The organism is Paenibacillus sp. UMB4589-SE434 (assembly GCF_030226685.1).
GTDB lineage: Bacteria > Bacillota > Bacilli > Paenibacillales > Paenibacillaceae > Paenibacillus_B.
On sequence record NZ_JASOYK010000001.1, the window covers coordinates 1,320,179 to 1,338,395 of the forward strand.

3 protein-coding genes are annotated in these 18,217 nt (G+C 48.6%); all 3 read right to left on the reverse strand.

Annotation, left to right across the window (positions count from 1 at the left end):
• Positions 1 to 70: 70 nt before the first annotated feature.
• From QP775_RS05520 to QP775_RS05530, 3 genes are read right to left on the reverse strand one after another with little or no spacing between them, the layout of a single operon-like run.
• On the reverse strand, positions 71 to 5,284 hold the full coding sequence (locus QP775_RS05520; RefSeq protein WP_285104299.1) for an alpha/beta fold hydrolase: 5,214 nt from the start codon (positions 5,282 to 5,284) through the stop codon (positions 71 to 73).
• A 54-nt stretch (positions 5,285 to 5,338) separates the two neighbouring features.
• The gene (locus tag QP775_RS05525; RefSeq protein WP_285104301.1) at positions 5,339 to 12,319 is read right to left on the reverse strand and encodes an SDR family NAD(P)-dependent oxidoreductase; all 6,981 of its coding nucleotides are present in this window, start codon (positions 12,317 to 12,319) and stop codon (positions 5,339 to 5,341) included.
• A 32-nt stretch (positions 12,320 to 12,351) separates the two neighbouring features.
• On the reverse strand, positions 12,352 to 18,168 hold the full coding sequence (locus QP775_RS05530) for a type I polyketide synthase (RefSeq protein WP_285104303.1): 5,817 nt from the start codon (positions 18,166 to 18,168) through the stop codon (positions 12,352 to 12,354).
• Between the last annotated feature and the right edge of the window lie 49 nt (positions 18,169 to 18,217).

Below are 18,217 nucleotides of genomic sequence, written 5' to 3' on the forward strand. Positions count from 1 at the left end.
TTATGGTATAAAATGAAAGCTGAGATGTGAAATACATTAACTCCATATTCATTCATTTAAAACACCGCTTTTACAAACTTACAAGCTGCCTCTGATCAGCGAAGTAATGCTGAACCACTGCGTTCAACTCTTCATAATGCGTGATGTTGCACCCGTGCCCGCCGTTTATTTCAACTAATTTGGCATTCGGTATCCGGCTTAATAACAGATTCGCTTGATTATAGTCGGCAACCTGATCTATTTTTCCAGATATGATTAATGTGGGTACGGTAATGTAAGGAAGAAGATTGTACGTATCGAACCCATTTGTTTGATGAATAACGATATACTTTTGCAGAACCGGATTCACAAATTCGCTCTGTTCAATCAACTCGAACTCCTCTAGTTTATTGTTCCTGTCAAAGTCATGCTTAAATATCTCTTTTAACTGTTCCTTCTCGATATGTTTTACCTCGTACAAGCTGGCCACTAAGACCAACGATTTCACTTTTTGCGGGAAATATCTTGCAAAGGCCTGTGCCAACATTCCTCCCCATGACGTCCCTATAACATGCACCGGCGTCGTAATATTCAGCGCCTCCAACACCTCCGAACATGTGTTGGAAATGCCGGCAAAGGAGAGATCGCCGTTGTCCTCGCTTAAACCCACTCCCGGAGGATGAATAATAAGTAACTGATAGTGGCTCTTCCAATCTTTGATCTGGTAATACCACTGCGAAGCGGTCAACCCGAATCCGGCAAACAATACTACTGTCTCATTTGCCTGCTTGCCGCAAAGGCATACCTCTACTTGCTTACTGGATTTCGTCTTCAGCAGTAGATGCTGAATGTCTTCACCTTGTTCGACCAAGGCACAAATCTCAGTTAAACTTGCTGGACTTTTACTGAACGGATATCCGTTCTTTATTTGATGCCAATGTGTTTTAAACAACTCAATATGAAGGGGTTCGCTTCTAATAATTCGGGTGATCGAACCAGACAACCCCTCTTCTCCGAATTTTGGCTTTGATACATACACCGGTGTGCTCCATGCTGGGAATTCCAGCACAGTCGACCCGGCTAGTTCCCCTGTTTCAGCACCTGCGGCCCCGCTAAAGACAAGACCTTTTAGGCTTAAACAAATCTGTCCGTGCGCATTCACCAAGAAAATATCAATTTGCTCCGATCGTGACGTTTTTACATACGCGTACATACGTGGTGACAGTGGCCCCACCTTTTCAACCTCCACTACAGATAAGATCTGTCTTATGGGATGTGGGTGGTTGTCTCTCAGCAGTACCATGATCGTCTGCACTGCGCAATCCCATATTCCTAGATGAAAGTCATCCTGATAGGGCCGCTGGAGCCCTTGATCAAACGCTATTAAACTAAGCGCTGATTCCTTCTTCGTCCAAAGTTGTGTGATACCTTGATAATATGACCCGTAATGGATATCACGTTCAGAGAAATAACTGTTAACGAATTGTGCCGTATCAAATGGTGCAGCGTCCGCAGCCCTCCAATCTTCCAAAGAGAAAGAAATTTCCTGCAGCGGCTCAAACAAAAACTGGTAGCATCCCGTGGCGTGGATAACAATTGATTCTGCGTCACTTCTACTATATATCTCAAAATGGAGCACGCTATTTTTTTCTCTTATTTTCAAATATATGATTTTTTCCGTGGCGTCCATAACTACAGGCTCGAACCATGTGACATTCGTGAGTTTAAACCGCTCCCCTTCTTTCTTGATTTGTGCGCCTGCTGCTAAAGCCATCTCCAACAGCGCGACCTTAGGCAATACGCACCTCCCTTCCACCTTATAATGCTGAACCAGTGGATCTTGAGAGCGGAGTGTTTTCCTATATACGATTCCCTCATGCAAGCTGAACCTAGAGTCGATAGTGTCCAGCATCGGGTGCAGTGGCATCATCCTTTTCGAAAGCAAATGATCCATTGACTGTTGCGAAATGCGATAACGTTCTTCCTTGAATGGGTATAACGGAAGCGAAATGAAACTCGGCTCCATATGGCGTTGCAGCAGCTCCCAACTAATCGGAACACCTCGCGTCCATAATTTCGCTATTTTAGGCAATTGGCGGCTGATAACCAGTTTATTTACAAAGTCTTCTCCATCAACGCAGTCAAACAAGTCCAATTCTAATGTGGTTTCCCTACAGTTCCCCGTAAACACGCCCTGCAGCTCGATACCGTTGGAGAAGCTGAGTAATTTCTCTATTAATTGCTCGCTACTCGCGACCACTAATGCTGCACGAACTTCCATTTCTTCCCTTTTAGTTTGTAGTGTGTACGCTACATCTGTAAGGCACGAGTCCAACCCAAAAGTTTCTCGTTCTTCCCTCAAAAACAAGGCCAATCGCTTTGCATACTCTTGCAATTGTCCCTGTGATCTGCCAGAAAGGACGATCAATTGCAGTTCGGATACCGATTCATCCTCACGGATCGGTGCCGCATACTGCTCCAGAATGAGACAAGCATTCGTCCCACCAATGCCTATGGCGTTAATCCCTGCCCGCAGCGGCAATTCTCGTTTCTGTTCTCCTTCTTGATACACGTTATGCTGCCACTTGGTTGATTCCCGCTGCATATAAAATGGTGTACCTTCAAACTGGAAGTCAGCATCCATTTTCTCAGTGTGGATAGCTGGCACCAGTTCTGCATACTTCAACTGCAGCAGCACCTTCGTGAGCCCTGCGATTCCAGCTGCCGCGCCTAGGTGTCCAAGGTTAGACTTTACCGATCCGATGGCGCAATGGGGCGGCTTTGTCTGCCTGCCAAAAGCTGTGATCATTCCTTTAATTTCGTTTAAGTCCCCGTATGATACTCCGTTGCCTTGCGTTTCGAAATAGCTGATTGAAGAGGGATCTACTCCTGCCTTATTCAGCGTTTTGGTGATTAGCTCTGCCTGATCTTTAGCTTCTCCTGCTGCATATCCACCAGTTCGGCCTGCATGATTGACGGAACAGCCTTTAATGACGGCATATATGCGGTCTCCGTCCGCCTCGGCCTGGAGCAGTGGCTTGAGCAGTACAGCTCCAACTCCTTCGCCTGTCACAGCACCACCAGATGAAAGTTGATCTGCCACCGTATACGGTTGAACCAATAATTGAACCCCTCCGGCGATCGCCATCCGGCATTCCCCCTGCCGGATACTCTCACAAGCCAAATGAATGGCTGTTAATGAAGAAGAACACATCGTGTCCAGCGCCATGCTGGGACCTTTAAAATGAAAATAGTGCGAAACCCGGTTTGCAATGGATGCCGCATTCCCGTTGACGGATGTCGCACCAACAAAGATACCTGTTTGTTCACTCCTTGGCCTACGGTTGTAACCCGCATCCTCTAAGGTTTCCCAAACCGTTTGCAGAAACAAACGCTCCTGCGGGTCCATCCGATCTGCTTCACGGGGAGAGATGTTGAAGAAGAGAGGATCAAACAGGTCAACACCGTCCAAGAAGCCACCCAATCTTTGATAGGCTTCATCTCCTATTTCATTTGCCCAATTCGCATCAAGTTCGCTGTTAAAGCGGTCCTGTGGCATCTCGGTGATACAATCCTGGCTGTGTTTTAGATTTTTCCAAAATTGCAGCACATTGCTTGCTCCAGGATAGCGTCCTGACAACCCGATGACTGCAATACCTGGTTCCGTGTCTTCCATGTGGTTCGTATGTTGGACCCGGCCATGCACAAAGATTGGCTGCTTGCGTTTGCTGCGCTTTTCGTGCCTATCTCGGCTTGATGATGGCGCAGAAAGTCGGGTGTCTGGGGAAGGCTTCGCTCCACCCTCATTATTAGTCCATCCGACTAAAGTCACTACAGCTTCTCTCTGTGCAGTAATCAAATGCTCAGAGAGGGAATGGATGGTTGGATACTCGAAAAATAGAGTGTTGCTTGCCTCCTTTAATCCTTTATGCAGCAAGTTGGTCAGTTCAATAACGAGAATTGAATCCAAGCCATACTCATCAAAGGATCGATTTTCATCGATCTCCTCATATGGGACAAGCAGCACATCACTCACTAACCGTTTTAAATAGGCGTTTGTTTTCTCTCGTAAATCGTCATAAGCATTTTGAATGGGCGTGTATACTATATTCGGTTTGATCGTTCGCTCCCTGTCTTCCGTGGTTTGCTGTCTTTGCACAGATGAAGAACCCGCTGCGGGATGCTGTTGTCGAATCTGCCTTACAACTCCATCGCTTTGTGCTGCAATGATTTGCTGTCCAAATGTCACATTTTCATCGGCTGAAAAATAAATAGAATGAAAGCCTTCTGACTTTAATACCTTTTGCCATGATTCCACAGACAGGAACGGACAACTCAGGGTTCGCTGTTCCGCATCTTCATACAGCCCCCAGTCCTCCAGAAGACCGAACGTTAGATGGGTTAACAAACAATTCATGGTCATTTCCTTCAGAATAAGCAGCCCATTTTTCCGAAGCAGAGCTTTCGCATTCCGCAATGATTGCCGAACATTCCCCACAGGATGAAGTGCATTCGTTACGATTACAATGTCGTATCCGCCAGCTTCCAGATGTTGATCGGCTACAGGGTTTTCTACGTTGAACATTCGGTATTTCAAAAACGGATATGGGGGTCCGCTCTGTTCTATCGCCTGATTCAGGAATGCTTCCGAAATATCTGTATAACAATATTCCTGAATGGCCGGGAAATACGGCGCCAGTTTCCGAAGAGCCGCAGCGTTTGCACACCCTGCTCCAGCTCCAACCTCCACTATTTTAATTTGTCGTTCGCCATTCTTATCTCGATACTTCTTCACGTGTTGGATAAGCTCTTCCGCCAGAACTTCGGCAAAGAAATTTTCGAATAAACTAATCTTTCGCATGACCTCTACTTGTTCCAAAGACGAGTCAGCCACAAGGATGTCTCTTGCGGACTTGTTCCCGGCCCAAATATCTGGCAGGGCACGCAGCATCCTTTCCGCTGCTTCGATAGCTGTTTTTAACCGAGGCGCGTCAATCCATGCCAGCTTCAGCTCATCCAACGATTGCCAAAGCTCTTGCATGTCTATAGAAAAGTGATTCGCTGCCATTTGCTTCTCTATGTCATGTATTTCAGAGACATTGCCTTCTAGAAAAGCTCTGCTTTCCTCCAGCCACTTGCGATAGAAACTGGGAATCTTTGAATGAACAGGTAGGTCAGTATCTTCAGCGCTGCTATCGGTTAAGCATCCCATGGATTGGAGTTGACCATACAACAACTTGAGGAGGTGTTGATTCACCTTCTCCATCAGCTCGCTCATCACTGTAAATTGTTCGGTATCCCTCATCCTGATCTCTCCAATGCCAGATTTTTCGGCGCGTTCCTAATCGATGACTCGCTCTCAGTAAGCCGTTATCGCCTCATCACATCGCACTGATAGCTGTTCCAATGGCTTCGTTGTTCTCACAAACGCCAGCTGGTCCATAGGTCCGGCAAGTAATGTTTCCAAGGCCTCCATGGCTTCAGCCGGTTCGATAGAACCAAATCCCGCTTTGTTCATTCTTTCTTCATAATAAATATCAGCCACTGCTCCTACGCTGCCCCAATAGCCCCAGTTCATCACTTTCACCATGCACGGCCACTCCAAAGCTAATTGGTGCGCAAAAGCGTCTTTGTAAGTACAGCCTGCAACATAGTTGCTTTGTCCCGGCGCCTTCAGAAACGCATTTATCGAAGAGAAAAACAGAACAAAATCGAGAGGCTCACGTTGAAATACTTGTGCAAGCGCCTCACTAACGCCGATTTTGGCTGATAACCCGGCGCGGAATCGCTCCTCATCCATAGCGGCAAGGCTTTTATCCAGAAGATGAATCGCGGAATGAATAACGCCGTGTATCTGACCATGCCGCCGCTTGATGGATTGATACGCCTGATCCAGTTCTTGGGGATTGGAAGCATCTGCGGATACATATTCCGGTATAGGACCGAGTGCTGCTAACCTGTCCAACTTGGCCACAATTGCTGCATCTTTCTCCCGCCTGCCGACCCACACGATGTTGGCCTTGTATGTGCGTATCATATATTCGCTCCATGCTTCACCTATGCCGCCAGCACCGCCAATGACAACATAAACGCCGCCTGCTCTGTACAACGTTGGATTCGCGGAATACTGCTCGAAAGGAATCAACTCTTGCCTATACCATTCCTTGCTCCGGTAGACAAGCGACTGTCCTTGCGGATGGACGGCGCAAGTGAAAATTTCCGCCAGCGGCCATTGCTCGGCAGCGTCAAGATCCACAAGCCGGATATGCCAATGCTTATATTCATTAGCTGCCGAGCCAATGAGCCCATGAAGAGCGGCGTGAGCAGGATTCACGGAATCGTGTTTATGCACGGAGTACGCTTGCACTGTAAGCACTGTCAAGCCTAATTCTTTGCTGCCATATCCAAGCTCAAGCAGACATTTAAGGAAACGTAACAAGTGCAGAACGGGCTGCTCTTGACCTGTCGCTGCGGCATCACCCGTTATTGAGGGTAAAGCTTCGTGTGGAGCGATCCAGATGAGGTGATCAATCTCCCCCAATTTCCCGAAGTCTTGAATCATGTCATTCACAGTATGGTCTCCCAAAATATCTAACGTCTGTACGTACGGGTAGTAGTTCCTTAGTTCGCTCCGAATGCTTTCGCTGCCGCCGACAATAACAATCCGATCTTTCCTTTCAGGGAATGTCTCCCCTTGTTCTAGAGGATATACATCCCACACGGGAGCCAATAGAACCTGGCCGATATGGGTATTCCAATTCGTGCTGCCTGACACAAGCTGACCGTCTGTCTTTTCCTGTATACCGCCTGACAGCGGTCTCGTCGAGAATCCGTTTATACGTACTCGCACGTTCCCTATTTCGTCGCATACATCGATATCCAGTTTCGGTGTGCCCACGAACCCGCTGCTGTCTTTGCTGTATCGAACCCAGGCCCACATCGTAGGCGTGCACGGACCGAACACATGGGCCTCATGCAGAGCAAATGGCAGTGCAGTTTGGCCTGAATCGAGCCGATCCGCTGCAAATCCCGTAAAGAGGCCGATCGTTGCTTGCAGCGCTGAATCCATCAAGCTTGGATGAAGCACATAAGCGTCATGAGTATTTGTCAAGGACGGAGGCAGCGACAACTTCGCGAGCACTTGGCCCTGCCCCACATAAAGCACTTCAATCCCCTGCTGACCTTCGCCATAACAAAGTCCGACTTCAGCGAACGCTTCGTAGCACGCCTTTGCCGTCAACTGTCCTTGGTCGCACTGTCCCTTGATGGTCGATAATGGTAGATGAGACATTGATTCCGCTTGATGAAGCACTGCGTATCCTTGGCAATAGACCGTATCCTCGTTTTTGACTGAACCATAGATCTCAAAATGAATCTCGCCTTCATCATCTGGATAAAGCCGAACGTGCGCTCTGACCTGCTCATTCTGAACGACGAGTGGATTGACCCAGAACACGTTCTTAAGCGTAATCGCTGTAAGCCCGTCTCGTGGCGGCACTGCTGCTGTCTCCACTGCTGCTCTTGCCATCTCGAGGTATACGACACCAGGAAGCATCGGGCGACCTTGCACAATATGGTCCAATATAAAGAACTCCTGCCCCGTAAAGACAGTAGTGAAGCGGATTTCAGATAAATTAGACGTATTCAGATGGAGCAGCGGATGAATGTAAGCGTCGTCAGACTTGGTCCGAGCGACGGCTTGATCAGGAGCAGAATGAGTCTCGGGAAGCCAATAGCGCTCCCGCGCAAATGGATAGGCCGGTAGGCTGACCTTCTGTGGCCGGGGATTATCCCTATACAGTTCGCTCCAATCCACTCTTTGCCCTTTCAACCACAGTTCCAGCAGTTTATAACCTTTGATGTCTCCTTTTCCTTGTTCGAAAATCCTTTGGCCATTAATAAAGGCAACCAACTTCTCCTCGAGTTCCCAGATTGAACCCGCCAGCAGCCCGATGCGTTCTTCCATCGATTCTCTCCCCACCTGTAGTGTGTAGGCGATATCCGACACATGAGTTTCTGCAGCAGCCTCCGATTTGATGAAATGTAACAGCCGCTGCGCCTGAGCCTGTAGGCGAACTTTATTTTTGGCCGACAAGATGATAATGGCGGGATAATCTGGACCGAATGCCATCTGTCTGTCCACGGCCGCTGCCTTTGTCCTGTACTCTTCGATGACGATATGTACATTAGCGCCTCCTGCACCGAAGGAACTTACACCTGCGCGAAGCGGCAGCACCTGATCGTCATTTCCGTCCCGGAGGACGGGACGCGTCCACTTTTCGAGCTTTCGTTGGACATAAAAGGGAGTTGCTGCGAAGTGTATATTCGGATTGAGCTCTTCCGCGTGCAGGGAAGGTGCCAATTGCCCGTACTTCATTTGCAGCAGTACCTTTGTTACACCCGCAATCCCTGCCGCAGACTCCAAATGCCCAATATTCGACTTCGCAGAACCTATGGCACAGAACTGCTTCTTATTCACGCTTTCGAATGCTTTTGCCAATCCAGCGATCTCAATCGGGTCCCCAAGTGAGGTTCCTGTGCCGTGCGCCTCGATATAAGTGATCGTCGACGGATCTATGTTTGCCTTGCGCAAAGCCTCGGCAATGACGTCTGCTTGCGCTTGAGGATTCGGTACGGAGTATCCACCGGTCCTCCCTCCATGATTAACAGAGATCCCTTTGATGACGCCATAAATCTTGTCTCCGTCCGCTTCTGCCTGACGCAGCGATTTTAAAAGTACGGCACCAACGCCTTCACCCGGCACATATCCGTCACCGCCCACGCCAAAGCTACGGCATTTGCCATCGGAAGAGAAAAACCGGGCTTGACTAAGCGATGTATATTTGTTCGGGTGAATTGAGATGTTCACACCACCGGCAATGGCCTCCTGGCATTCGCCTCGGGCAATGCTTTCACAGGCTAAATAAATGGCCATCAGCGAGGAAGAGCACATCGTATCCAAGGCCATACTAGGACCAGTAAAGTTAAAAAAGAATGATATCCGGTTCGCGATTGAAGCGTGAATCGACATTGGCGATACCTTCCGTCCGCCCAATTCAGTGGCCAGCAACTGATATTGTCCCCACATGCTGCCTACGAAGATGCCTACTCTGCGCCCATTAAGACTTGACTTGGCATATCCCGCATCTTCTATCGTTTCCCATACCGTTTCCAAAAACAGCCTCTCCTGAGGATCCATCCAATGCGCTTCACGAGGGGAGATATTAAAAAACAAGGGGTCGAACTTATCGACATCTTCGATAAATCCGCCCCATTTGCTATACGATGTGCCATGGATATCTTTGTCGGGATTGTAATACTCGCGGTGATCCCAGCGTTCTTGCGGAATCTCACGAATACAGTCAACTCCGTCCCGCAAATTGCGCCAATACTGCTCCACATCTTGTGCCATTGGATACCGGCCGCTTAGCCCGATAATCGCGATACCTTCTTCCGGAATTCCATCGCTTACGAACAGTTGCTTCCCTGAAGCATCCCCCGTGTTAGCCGACTTCGCTAGGTCGGCTGCATCGATGCTTATGTCTCTAACATCTGCATCGTCTAAAATTCCAAGTGTCCGCATGATTTGCTGCTGGTCTCCTTCTACGACCAACGACTGAGCATCTGTCAACTCGAATATCACTTCGAGCGCTTCCAGTCCAAATGAGGTACAAAGTGGCTCAATCCCCGTCTTGCTTCTCATCCATACTGCGTGTGCAGCATCAACTTTCATGCCACCTTCCTGCCACAAGGGCCAATTCACCGCTCGGAAAAAGGGATGATCGTCGCTTTGAGAGCGGCGCTGTTGTTCCATCCGTGCGGCATAATAATCCATGAAACTGTTAGCAAAGGCATAGTCGGACTGGCCTCCGTTGCCCGTTACCGCAGCCAGAGAAGAAAATAAGAGCATAAACTCGGGCTTCTGATCCCTCAGCGCCTGGTTCAAATAAATCGTGCCCCATACCTTTGATCGAAGCACCTCATCCATATCTTCCAGCTGCTTCTGAAAGACATAGCCGTCTCGCAGTACACCTGCGCTGTGAATGACGCCATGAATCACTCCGAAATGTTTGCTTGCCGCCACTACAACTCGCTTGGCTTCTCCCGGCCTGCCAATATCGGACTCCAGATACAACACTTCTGCACCGTGCCGTTCTAGCTCGCGGATTTGGTCCAGCTTCTGCCCGTTGAGCTGCGAGCGACCGGTCAAGACAAGCTTGGCTTGCACCTTGACTGCCAAATGACGCGCAACGATAAATCCTATGCCTCCCAAGCCTCCCGTGATCCAGTACACGCCGTTTTTTCTCAGTATCGGCCGCACCGCTTCCGCTGAGCCTTCATCATTGCCTCGGTTCTCCTTCAGTGCCGCTTGCTGCAATCCCCGCACCTGACGCACGCCGCTTCGATGGCGCAGAGCCAGCGGAACATGATCACCGAACATCCACTCTCTTACGATGTCCTTCACCCATTTGTATTCCATCATACGGTCAACGATAAGCGTCTTGTAAATAAATTTCGGGTTCTCTACATATATCGATTTTGCGAAGCCGTCCACCGCAGCGTACAGCGGTTGGATCTCTTCGTCAGAATCGCCATACACATACAGAAGGTTAATAGAATCCTTAGGTTTATAATCCATGAGGGCGCGACTTAGTAAGAAAACAGAGTGTATCCCCTGATCGAGTTGTTTTCGAATCGCGTTATCCGATTCGGAAAATCGTTCATTAGACCATGCATGCAGAATATGTAACGGTTCAGCTTCCGTGCCCATCACTGCTTCGATCAAGCTGCGATAATCGTGTTCCACCAGCGGATTGATCGTGTAATCATCACCTGATTGGTGTTCCTTAAATGAAATACCTGGCACTACCCCATAGATGCGAATCTGCCCTTCGCTCCATCGCTGCAAGCTCTGCCTCATCATTTCCAGCTGCCTAGCATCAGCAGCAAAAACAAGCACCCTTGAGTACTTCATCGTCTTTTCTTCCAGCAGGGGTTGAATATTCCATCCGGGTACGTAATATCCTTTTTGATTCACGGATACTGATTGTTGTTCCGAGCCAACTGGATCTGGCGTTGATGGCGCAACAATTGCTTCGTCATGCCCTGCCTGCACAGCCGTTTCGTATTTTGAGGCATAGCGGTCAGCCAAATACTCACTTAAAGCTTCAACGGTGCTGTATTCGAATAATAATGTAGGGTATAAGGACTCGCCAATTCTTTGTTCAAGGATTTGCACCATATTCAATAAATCCATCGAATCCAGACCCTGATCGTAGAACCCGGCTTCCACATCGACATTTTGGTCCGATTTACGTAATATGCCTGCTATCAACCGTTTAAGATCTTGCGCAATTGTTTCTTGAGCACTTTTGGAATCCGATGTTGTAAAGTCCCTAACTGCAGGCACAGGGAGAGGCTCTGATACGTGCATCCGTTCACGCGCTTCGCCTGGTGGCTCATCTAATTGTGTCAAACCAACAATTAAAGATTTTTTACGTACCCTTTTGGAAGATAGCTTTTTAAAAGAAGCAACCCTTTCCCCATCCTCGTTGTATATATCATAGTTGGAATGTTGAATATCAGGTCCCGAAGGAGCTGCGACTATCTCACGCTTCACGTACACATAGCATCGGGTCCCGAGCCTTCCAGATAAATGAACGGATTCAATATACATCGGGATAAAAGGCTTCAATTCTTCTTCAACTGCTGCATCAAAATTCAATTGTTCACCGTTAAACACACCCGAAACAAGTGTAGAACAATCCAAAAATGCCGGATGCAAAATGAAATAGTCTGAATACTGCCCGGCGATTTCACTTAAGTGAACTTCGGCGAGTGCGTAATCCTTGCCGATATACACCTCTCCTAATCCCTTCATAAATTCGTAATGGTGAATGTCCAGCCTGCGGGCAATGCTGTACATCTGGTCAAGATCGGACTGCCTCACAGCCTCCTGCTTTAAAGAATACAAGGGAAGTGCCTTGACGGGGACGATGTTCTTTATATGAAGCTCGCACTCAAAATTAATCGACCAATCCGCTTCCAGCAGATGCTCACCCTGCATTTTGCAGCTTCTTGCGTTGACCTTCCAATGATCGTGCTTCCACATCAACGTTATCTCGATTTTTTTGTCATAATACTCAGAAGTGGCGATTGGTTCCTTGAAAAGAATGTGGCGCAGCTCGATTCCTTCAGCAGAAGGCTGTTTCGATTGGATAAAGCGGTACAGTGTATCTAAAAACGTAACACCAGGCATAATTCGAGTTTGATGGACTCGATGGTCTCTCATGATGTAGTCTTCATTTCGAATGACAATGCCAAATTTATAATCCTTCATTTCCTGTACCCTCCAACTTTGCATGGACTGTGTTACGATTCATCAACAATATGCATTAACGGCCGATACAAGTTCTCTTTTGAGTCAGGAATAGACGATTCGAATGGATGATCGGTTTCACCAATACTCCACACCCGCTCACGTTGAAATTGTACAGGAGGCAGCGGAGACTTTGTCGGCAGGTAATTCGCAAATGATCTCCCGGCTGCGTCCCTCACAATAACATGGGCATTCGTGCCTCCGAACCCAAATGAGCTGATGCCTGCACGGCGAATTCCTTCCCGTGCTTGCCAACGCTTCGCTTGAATGTTCGGATAAAACGGCGACTCCCCAAAATCGAAGCGCGGATTGGGCGTTTCGCAATTCAATGTCGGCGGCAGTTGACCATGATGCAGAGACAATACTACCTTAATCAAGCTGGCAATTCCCGCCGCGCTTAACAAATGCCCGATATTGCTTTTAACGCTGCCTACGCCGCAAAACTGTTTTTTCTCCGTCGACTTGCGGAACACTCTGGACAGTGCCCTGAGCTCGATTGGATCTCCGATCATGGTTCCCGTTCCGTGCGTCTCTACATAGCTAATGGACTCTTGTCGGATCCGGCCCTTTCGTAATGCCGCGTCGATCACCGAAATTTGCGCTTCTGGATTCGGAGTTGTGATCCCCATCGTTCGCCCATCGTTATTCACCGCCGTTGCTTCGATGACTGCATAAATATGGTCTCCGTCAGCGATCGCATCTTCCAGACGCTTCAACATGACCGCACCGCAGCCTTCACCTGGTACAAACCCGTTTGCCTTCTGATCGAACGTATGGCACTTACCATCTGGAGATAAGGCACGCGCTTCGCTCAATACTAAGTACGGCACCTCATCAAGGAGAATGTCTACCCCTCCGGCCAAAGCCATTCCTGATTCTCCGCTCAACAAGCTCTGACAGGCCAGATGCACGCTTACAAGCGATGAGGAACAGGCTGTATCCACGACCAGATTGGGACCTTTCCAATTAAAATGGTGGGATACATGAGCAGCGATGAAGTTTTGGCCAACGCCAATGATGCTATTTTTACTCAAATGCTTCAGTTTGGGAGCAAACGCCCCGGCACGGGAGCCAACGAACACACCTATGTCTTGACCCCACAGCGTTTCAGCGGCATATCCCGCATCTCGGACCGTTTGAACGCTGATCTCCAAAAATTGCCGAATTAATGGATCGACATATGGCGCCTCTTCTGGACTAATCTGAAAATACTTTGCATCGAAATACTCAATATGGTCGATGAAGCCGCCCCATTTGCTGATGCTTTTACCCTGCTCATAGTGTGGTTCATAATATTGCTCTTTGTCCCATCGAGACAATGGAATTTCCGTTATACCGCTGCGGCCCTGAATCAGATTGTCCCAGAATTCCTCTTTATTACCCGCTCCCGGGAAATGACAAGCCACCCCTATGACAGCAATCTTCCCAGAATCAGAACGACTGTCTGCAGCAGCAGCGGCAGCTGCCGCATACTTCTGCTTCTTTATCCTTGCGCGAATCGTGCGACTGTTTGGTGGAATAGAAGTTAACTGGGCCATTTCTGCGGAATCTGGCCAGATGCTTTCCGTCGCCGACACGCAAGCCTCGTCCTCTACTTTATAAGATATCTGGTCTTGAAGCTGCTCGCTTAGTGTGCGCAAAGTTGGAAACTCCAGAAACAAGGACGGATCCTGAGCTTGTCCTGTCCGCTCTTCAACCTGCTTAACCAAATCTATCATGAGGATGGAATCCACACCGAATTCGCCAAATGGTGTGTCCTCGTCTAATTCGGCCTCAGCGATTTTTAATTGCTTGGAGAATATCCCCTTCAGCCACTCCAAGGCAATAGCGTGCGTGCCTTCCGTTCCCGGCGTTACCCTTTGCACTGATACTTGGGCAGCCATTGTGGAGGCTGTCGATCTTGAGGGAATTCGCAGCAAAGCTTCCGCGCGAAATACGGGCTGCTGCACGATGCACGGCATAATGCAGGCGCGGTCCTCATAACGTAAGCACGCGTCCAACAGCGACAAGCCTTCAGCCGTACGATGAGCTGTAAAGCCGAGCATACTGTAGGTCTGGCTCCGGGTTACGCCGAGCCCCGTTTCTCCCCAGTTTGGCCATTGTATGGATTGATAGCAGGTGTTGCCTATTCGATGTTGATAAGCCGCGAAATAGTCCATATACGCGTTAGCCGCCGCATAATCGCTTACACCGGCTCCCAATGACGGCACAGTGCCGGATATCGACGAGAACAACAAGAAAAATTTCATTTCATCCTTGCTCAATAATTGATGCAGCATCCTTAATCCGCTCACCTTCGGCTCTAACACAGCTTGGATCTCAGCCGGTGTCTTGCGAATAAAGGCTGGCGATTGCAGATTCATCAGTCCCGCACAATGTATGACACCGCCAATTCCTTCCCCATTCTTGCGCAGGGAACAAAAGAATTCGTCCAAAGCCTGTTCGTTGGTAAGCGTACCGCTGTACCATTTGACATCTGCCCCTCTTGCCTCCAGCTCTCTAATCGCTTGTATACGTTGAAATATCGCTGGATCTGTCTGCGCTCCGTCCCATTCTTCTCGCGGCGGGATGGGTTTCAGACCCATCAAGGCCAACTTTTTGCATCCCTGTTGGAGCAAATGTGCAGCTGCCTCATAGCCGATTCCGCGAGTACCTCCTGTCACAATAACCCATTGGTCCGCTGATACAGCAAAATTTCGCTTGGACAGCCCGGCATTGACTTTCGTCATCTGTGGAATATATCGCATCCCGTGGCGGTAACAGACTTCGTTATCCTCCTGTCGCCATTCGTTCCATACGATATCCCGGATTGCCTCTCCCGGCGCAAAATCGACATCAACCGTTTTGGCGTATATTTTGCGGTATTCCGCTCCGAGCACACGCACAAGTCCGGCAAAGTCCGCTCCTGCAAGCGTTGCGTCTGGGCTATTCCACACTTGAAGACCTTTCGTAATATGCAGTACAGATAAACCGGAGTTATAATAATTTTGGATAAACCCTTGAAGCAAAGTAATCTTCCCTATATTCTCTTGAGCAAGGTAGAGCGGGTTGGCATGCCAATCAGACAAATCAATTAGACCTACGCACGAGGACAGCCGATCCGCGGCATGTTGAAGGACGTATTTCGCATGATCAGGATCGGAAAAATCCATAGTCCAGACATTCTCCCTAATTTGCAGGTATCTGTCCGCTTGAATGATTACCGGCTCGATTTCCGTGCCGTGAAATAAAAGGTCTGCGAGGCCTCGGGATTCCTTATTGACCAGAATCACAACCTGACCATTTGAGGGTGGAACCACGTTGACCGCCACTGCAGCCTTCCAGGTCTTTTCTAATATATAGGAGGCTACTTCCTCTTGATCCGTTACTTTTTTCGGTTGATTTTGCTTGACTTCGTTTTTCCATTCCGGAATCCAATACCGTTTTCTGGCGAATGGATATGTCGGCAGGCTCATGCGATGAGGAACGTCTTCCTCGTACAACTTGTTCCAATCAAGGCGCAAACCCTTAACCCATAAGCTGAGCAGCTTATGATGCTTACGACGCTCGATCCACCTCCCGATCGTCTCCTGCATTTCTTCATCATCACCAAACAAAGCCATCGTTTCTCGATTATGCTTGACCTGTCCCCTGAATATACCATCAAGCTCTTTATGCTCGTCGATCCAATCTACAAGCTTCGCCTCTAACTCCTGAACGGATCTTGCGATGATAGCAAGCCGCTCATCCATTGCTTCACGTCCAATTTGAAGCGTGTAAGCCATATCCCTAAGATGCGTGTCTGCATAGTTTTGCTCCCGGAGCGCGGCCAGTAATTGCTTTGCTTGAGCTTTGAGCCGTTCTTCATTTTTCGCGGACAGTACGATTAGTGCGGGGTCATCCATCCCTCTTACTGAACTTGAGTCTTCCCTAGCTCCCAAAATGTACTCTTCTATAATGACGTGTGCGTTGGAGCCCCCTGCTCCAAAAGACGAAATACCCGCGATTCGTGGAAATTCCTGAAGACATCCATTCAACTCAATAACCGGCCTCGGCCAGTCTGCAAGTTTCTGCTGAACGGAAAACGGTGTTAAGCTAAAGTCGATGTTCGGATTCAAGGCAGCCGAATGCAATGATGGCACCAACTGCCGATGCTTAAGTTGAAGGAGCACCTTTGTCAGCCCAGCTATCCCGGCAGCACTCTCACAGTGCCCGATATTGGACTTCGCCGATCCGATGGCGCAATATTGATTGTCTGATGTGAATTCCTTGAATGCTTTGCACAGACCCGTCATTTCGATCGGATCACCCAAGGAGGTCCCGGTTCCGTGAGCTTCCACGTAACTGACGGTTCGCGGATGCACGTTTGCTTCCTTCAACGCCTTTGCGATTACACTTGCTTGTGCACGCGGATTTGGTACCGTATAGCCATTAGTTTTGCCGACGTGATTAATAGCAGTTCCTTTGATTACGCCATAAATATGGTCCCCGTCCTGTATAGCCCTGGACAATGGTTTGAGCAGCACGGCCCCAACGCCTTCTCCCGGCACATACCCGTCCCCTCCTTCACCGAAGCTTTCGCAGCGTCCCTTGCTGGAAAGAAAGTTCCCCTGGGAAAGCAGCAAATATTTATTGGGGTGAATCGATATATTGACACCGCCGGCGACAGCAACTTCGCATTCATTCATCCGCAAGCTCTGACAAGCAAAGTGGATTGCCGATAATGAGGAAGAACACATCGTATCAAGCGCCACGCTCGGTCCCTGAAAGTTGCAAAAATACGAGACACGATTGGCAATTGACGCCGGGCTTCCGCCTAAAGCGAAAGGCTTGCCAGAAGCTTGTGCCTCTGCCCCGTACAACTGATACTCTTCATACATCACGCCCACATAAACTCCAATCCTACGTGATGCATCCTGCCCCTGATCCTGAACGTCAGCAAGCGTATCAGGTGTGTAGCCCGCATCCTCAATCGCATGATAGACACATTCCAAGAACAATCGCTCTTGCGGATCCATCATCTCCGCTTCACGCGGCGATATATTAAAAAATAACGGGTCAAATTGGTCGACACCTTCGATGAAGCCGCCCCATTTCCTATTTGTCCTTCCACCAATGGTATGGTCATGGCTTATGTACGCATCACCGTTCCAGCGATCTGCCGGAATTTCGGTTATGCTATCCTTACCTTCTCGCAGATTATTCCAAAATTGATTTATATCTATAGCGCCAGGATAGCGTCCTGCAAGGCCAATGATCGCAATGTCCATGGAACTCGGTGAAACTGATGTCGTAGAAGTTGTTGGAGCATTCCGTTCTGCTGGCTGTATGACGGAAACGGATGCATACCGCTGCTTGTTTGCTAATCGATCAGGATCCCGCAAAGTCTTTTTGAGAGATTGTAATGTTTCATTGGTGGCAGACGTGCCTACTTGCGTATGTTTTGGAATCGTAAACTTCTCCATTACCTTGTCCGGATGGGAGTTCAAGAAGTATGCGACCAATTCTTGAATCGTTTGATATTCGAAGAACAAAGTTTTGGAAAGCGAACCGAAGACCGTTTCCAATTCATCCGTTAATTGCACGATCATGATGGAATCGATGCCGTACTTTTCAAGCGGGGCATCCGCTTCAAACTTGTTCTCGTCAAGCTTTATTACCGATGAGAGCACTTTTTTGAGATAACGCTCAACTTTATCCGCTACATCCAGTGGAACAGATTGAACATTATTGGCTTCCGTTAACATCAGTTTCAATTGCCTGGCGGCATCCTCATTCGTCAATCGACCTTCTTTGATGCGTTTGTACAACTGTTTCAACTCATCCTTCATCTTTGCAGTTCACCTCGTTGCTCATAGTCAGGTTGTTGCATAGTTGCAT

Excerpts from the sequence above, each read along its gene's own strand:
- QP775_RS05525 (WP_285104301.1), bottom strand. The coding sequence starts at position 12,319 with ATGAAGGATTATAAATTTGGCATTGTCATTCGAAATGAAGACTACATC.
- QP775_RS05520 (WP_285104299.1), bottom strand. The coding sequence starts at position 5,284 with ATGAGGGATACCGAACAATTTACAGTGATGAGCGAGCTGATGGAGAAG.
- QP775_RS05530 (WP_285104303.1), bottom strand. The coding sequence starts at position 18,168 with ATGAAGGATGAGTTGAAACAGTTGTACAAACGCATCAAAGAAGGTCGA.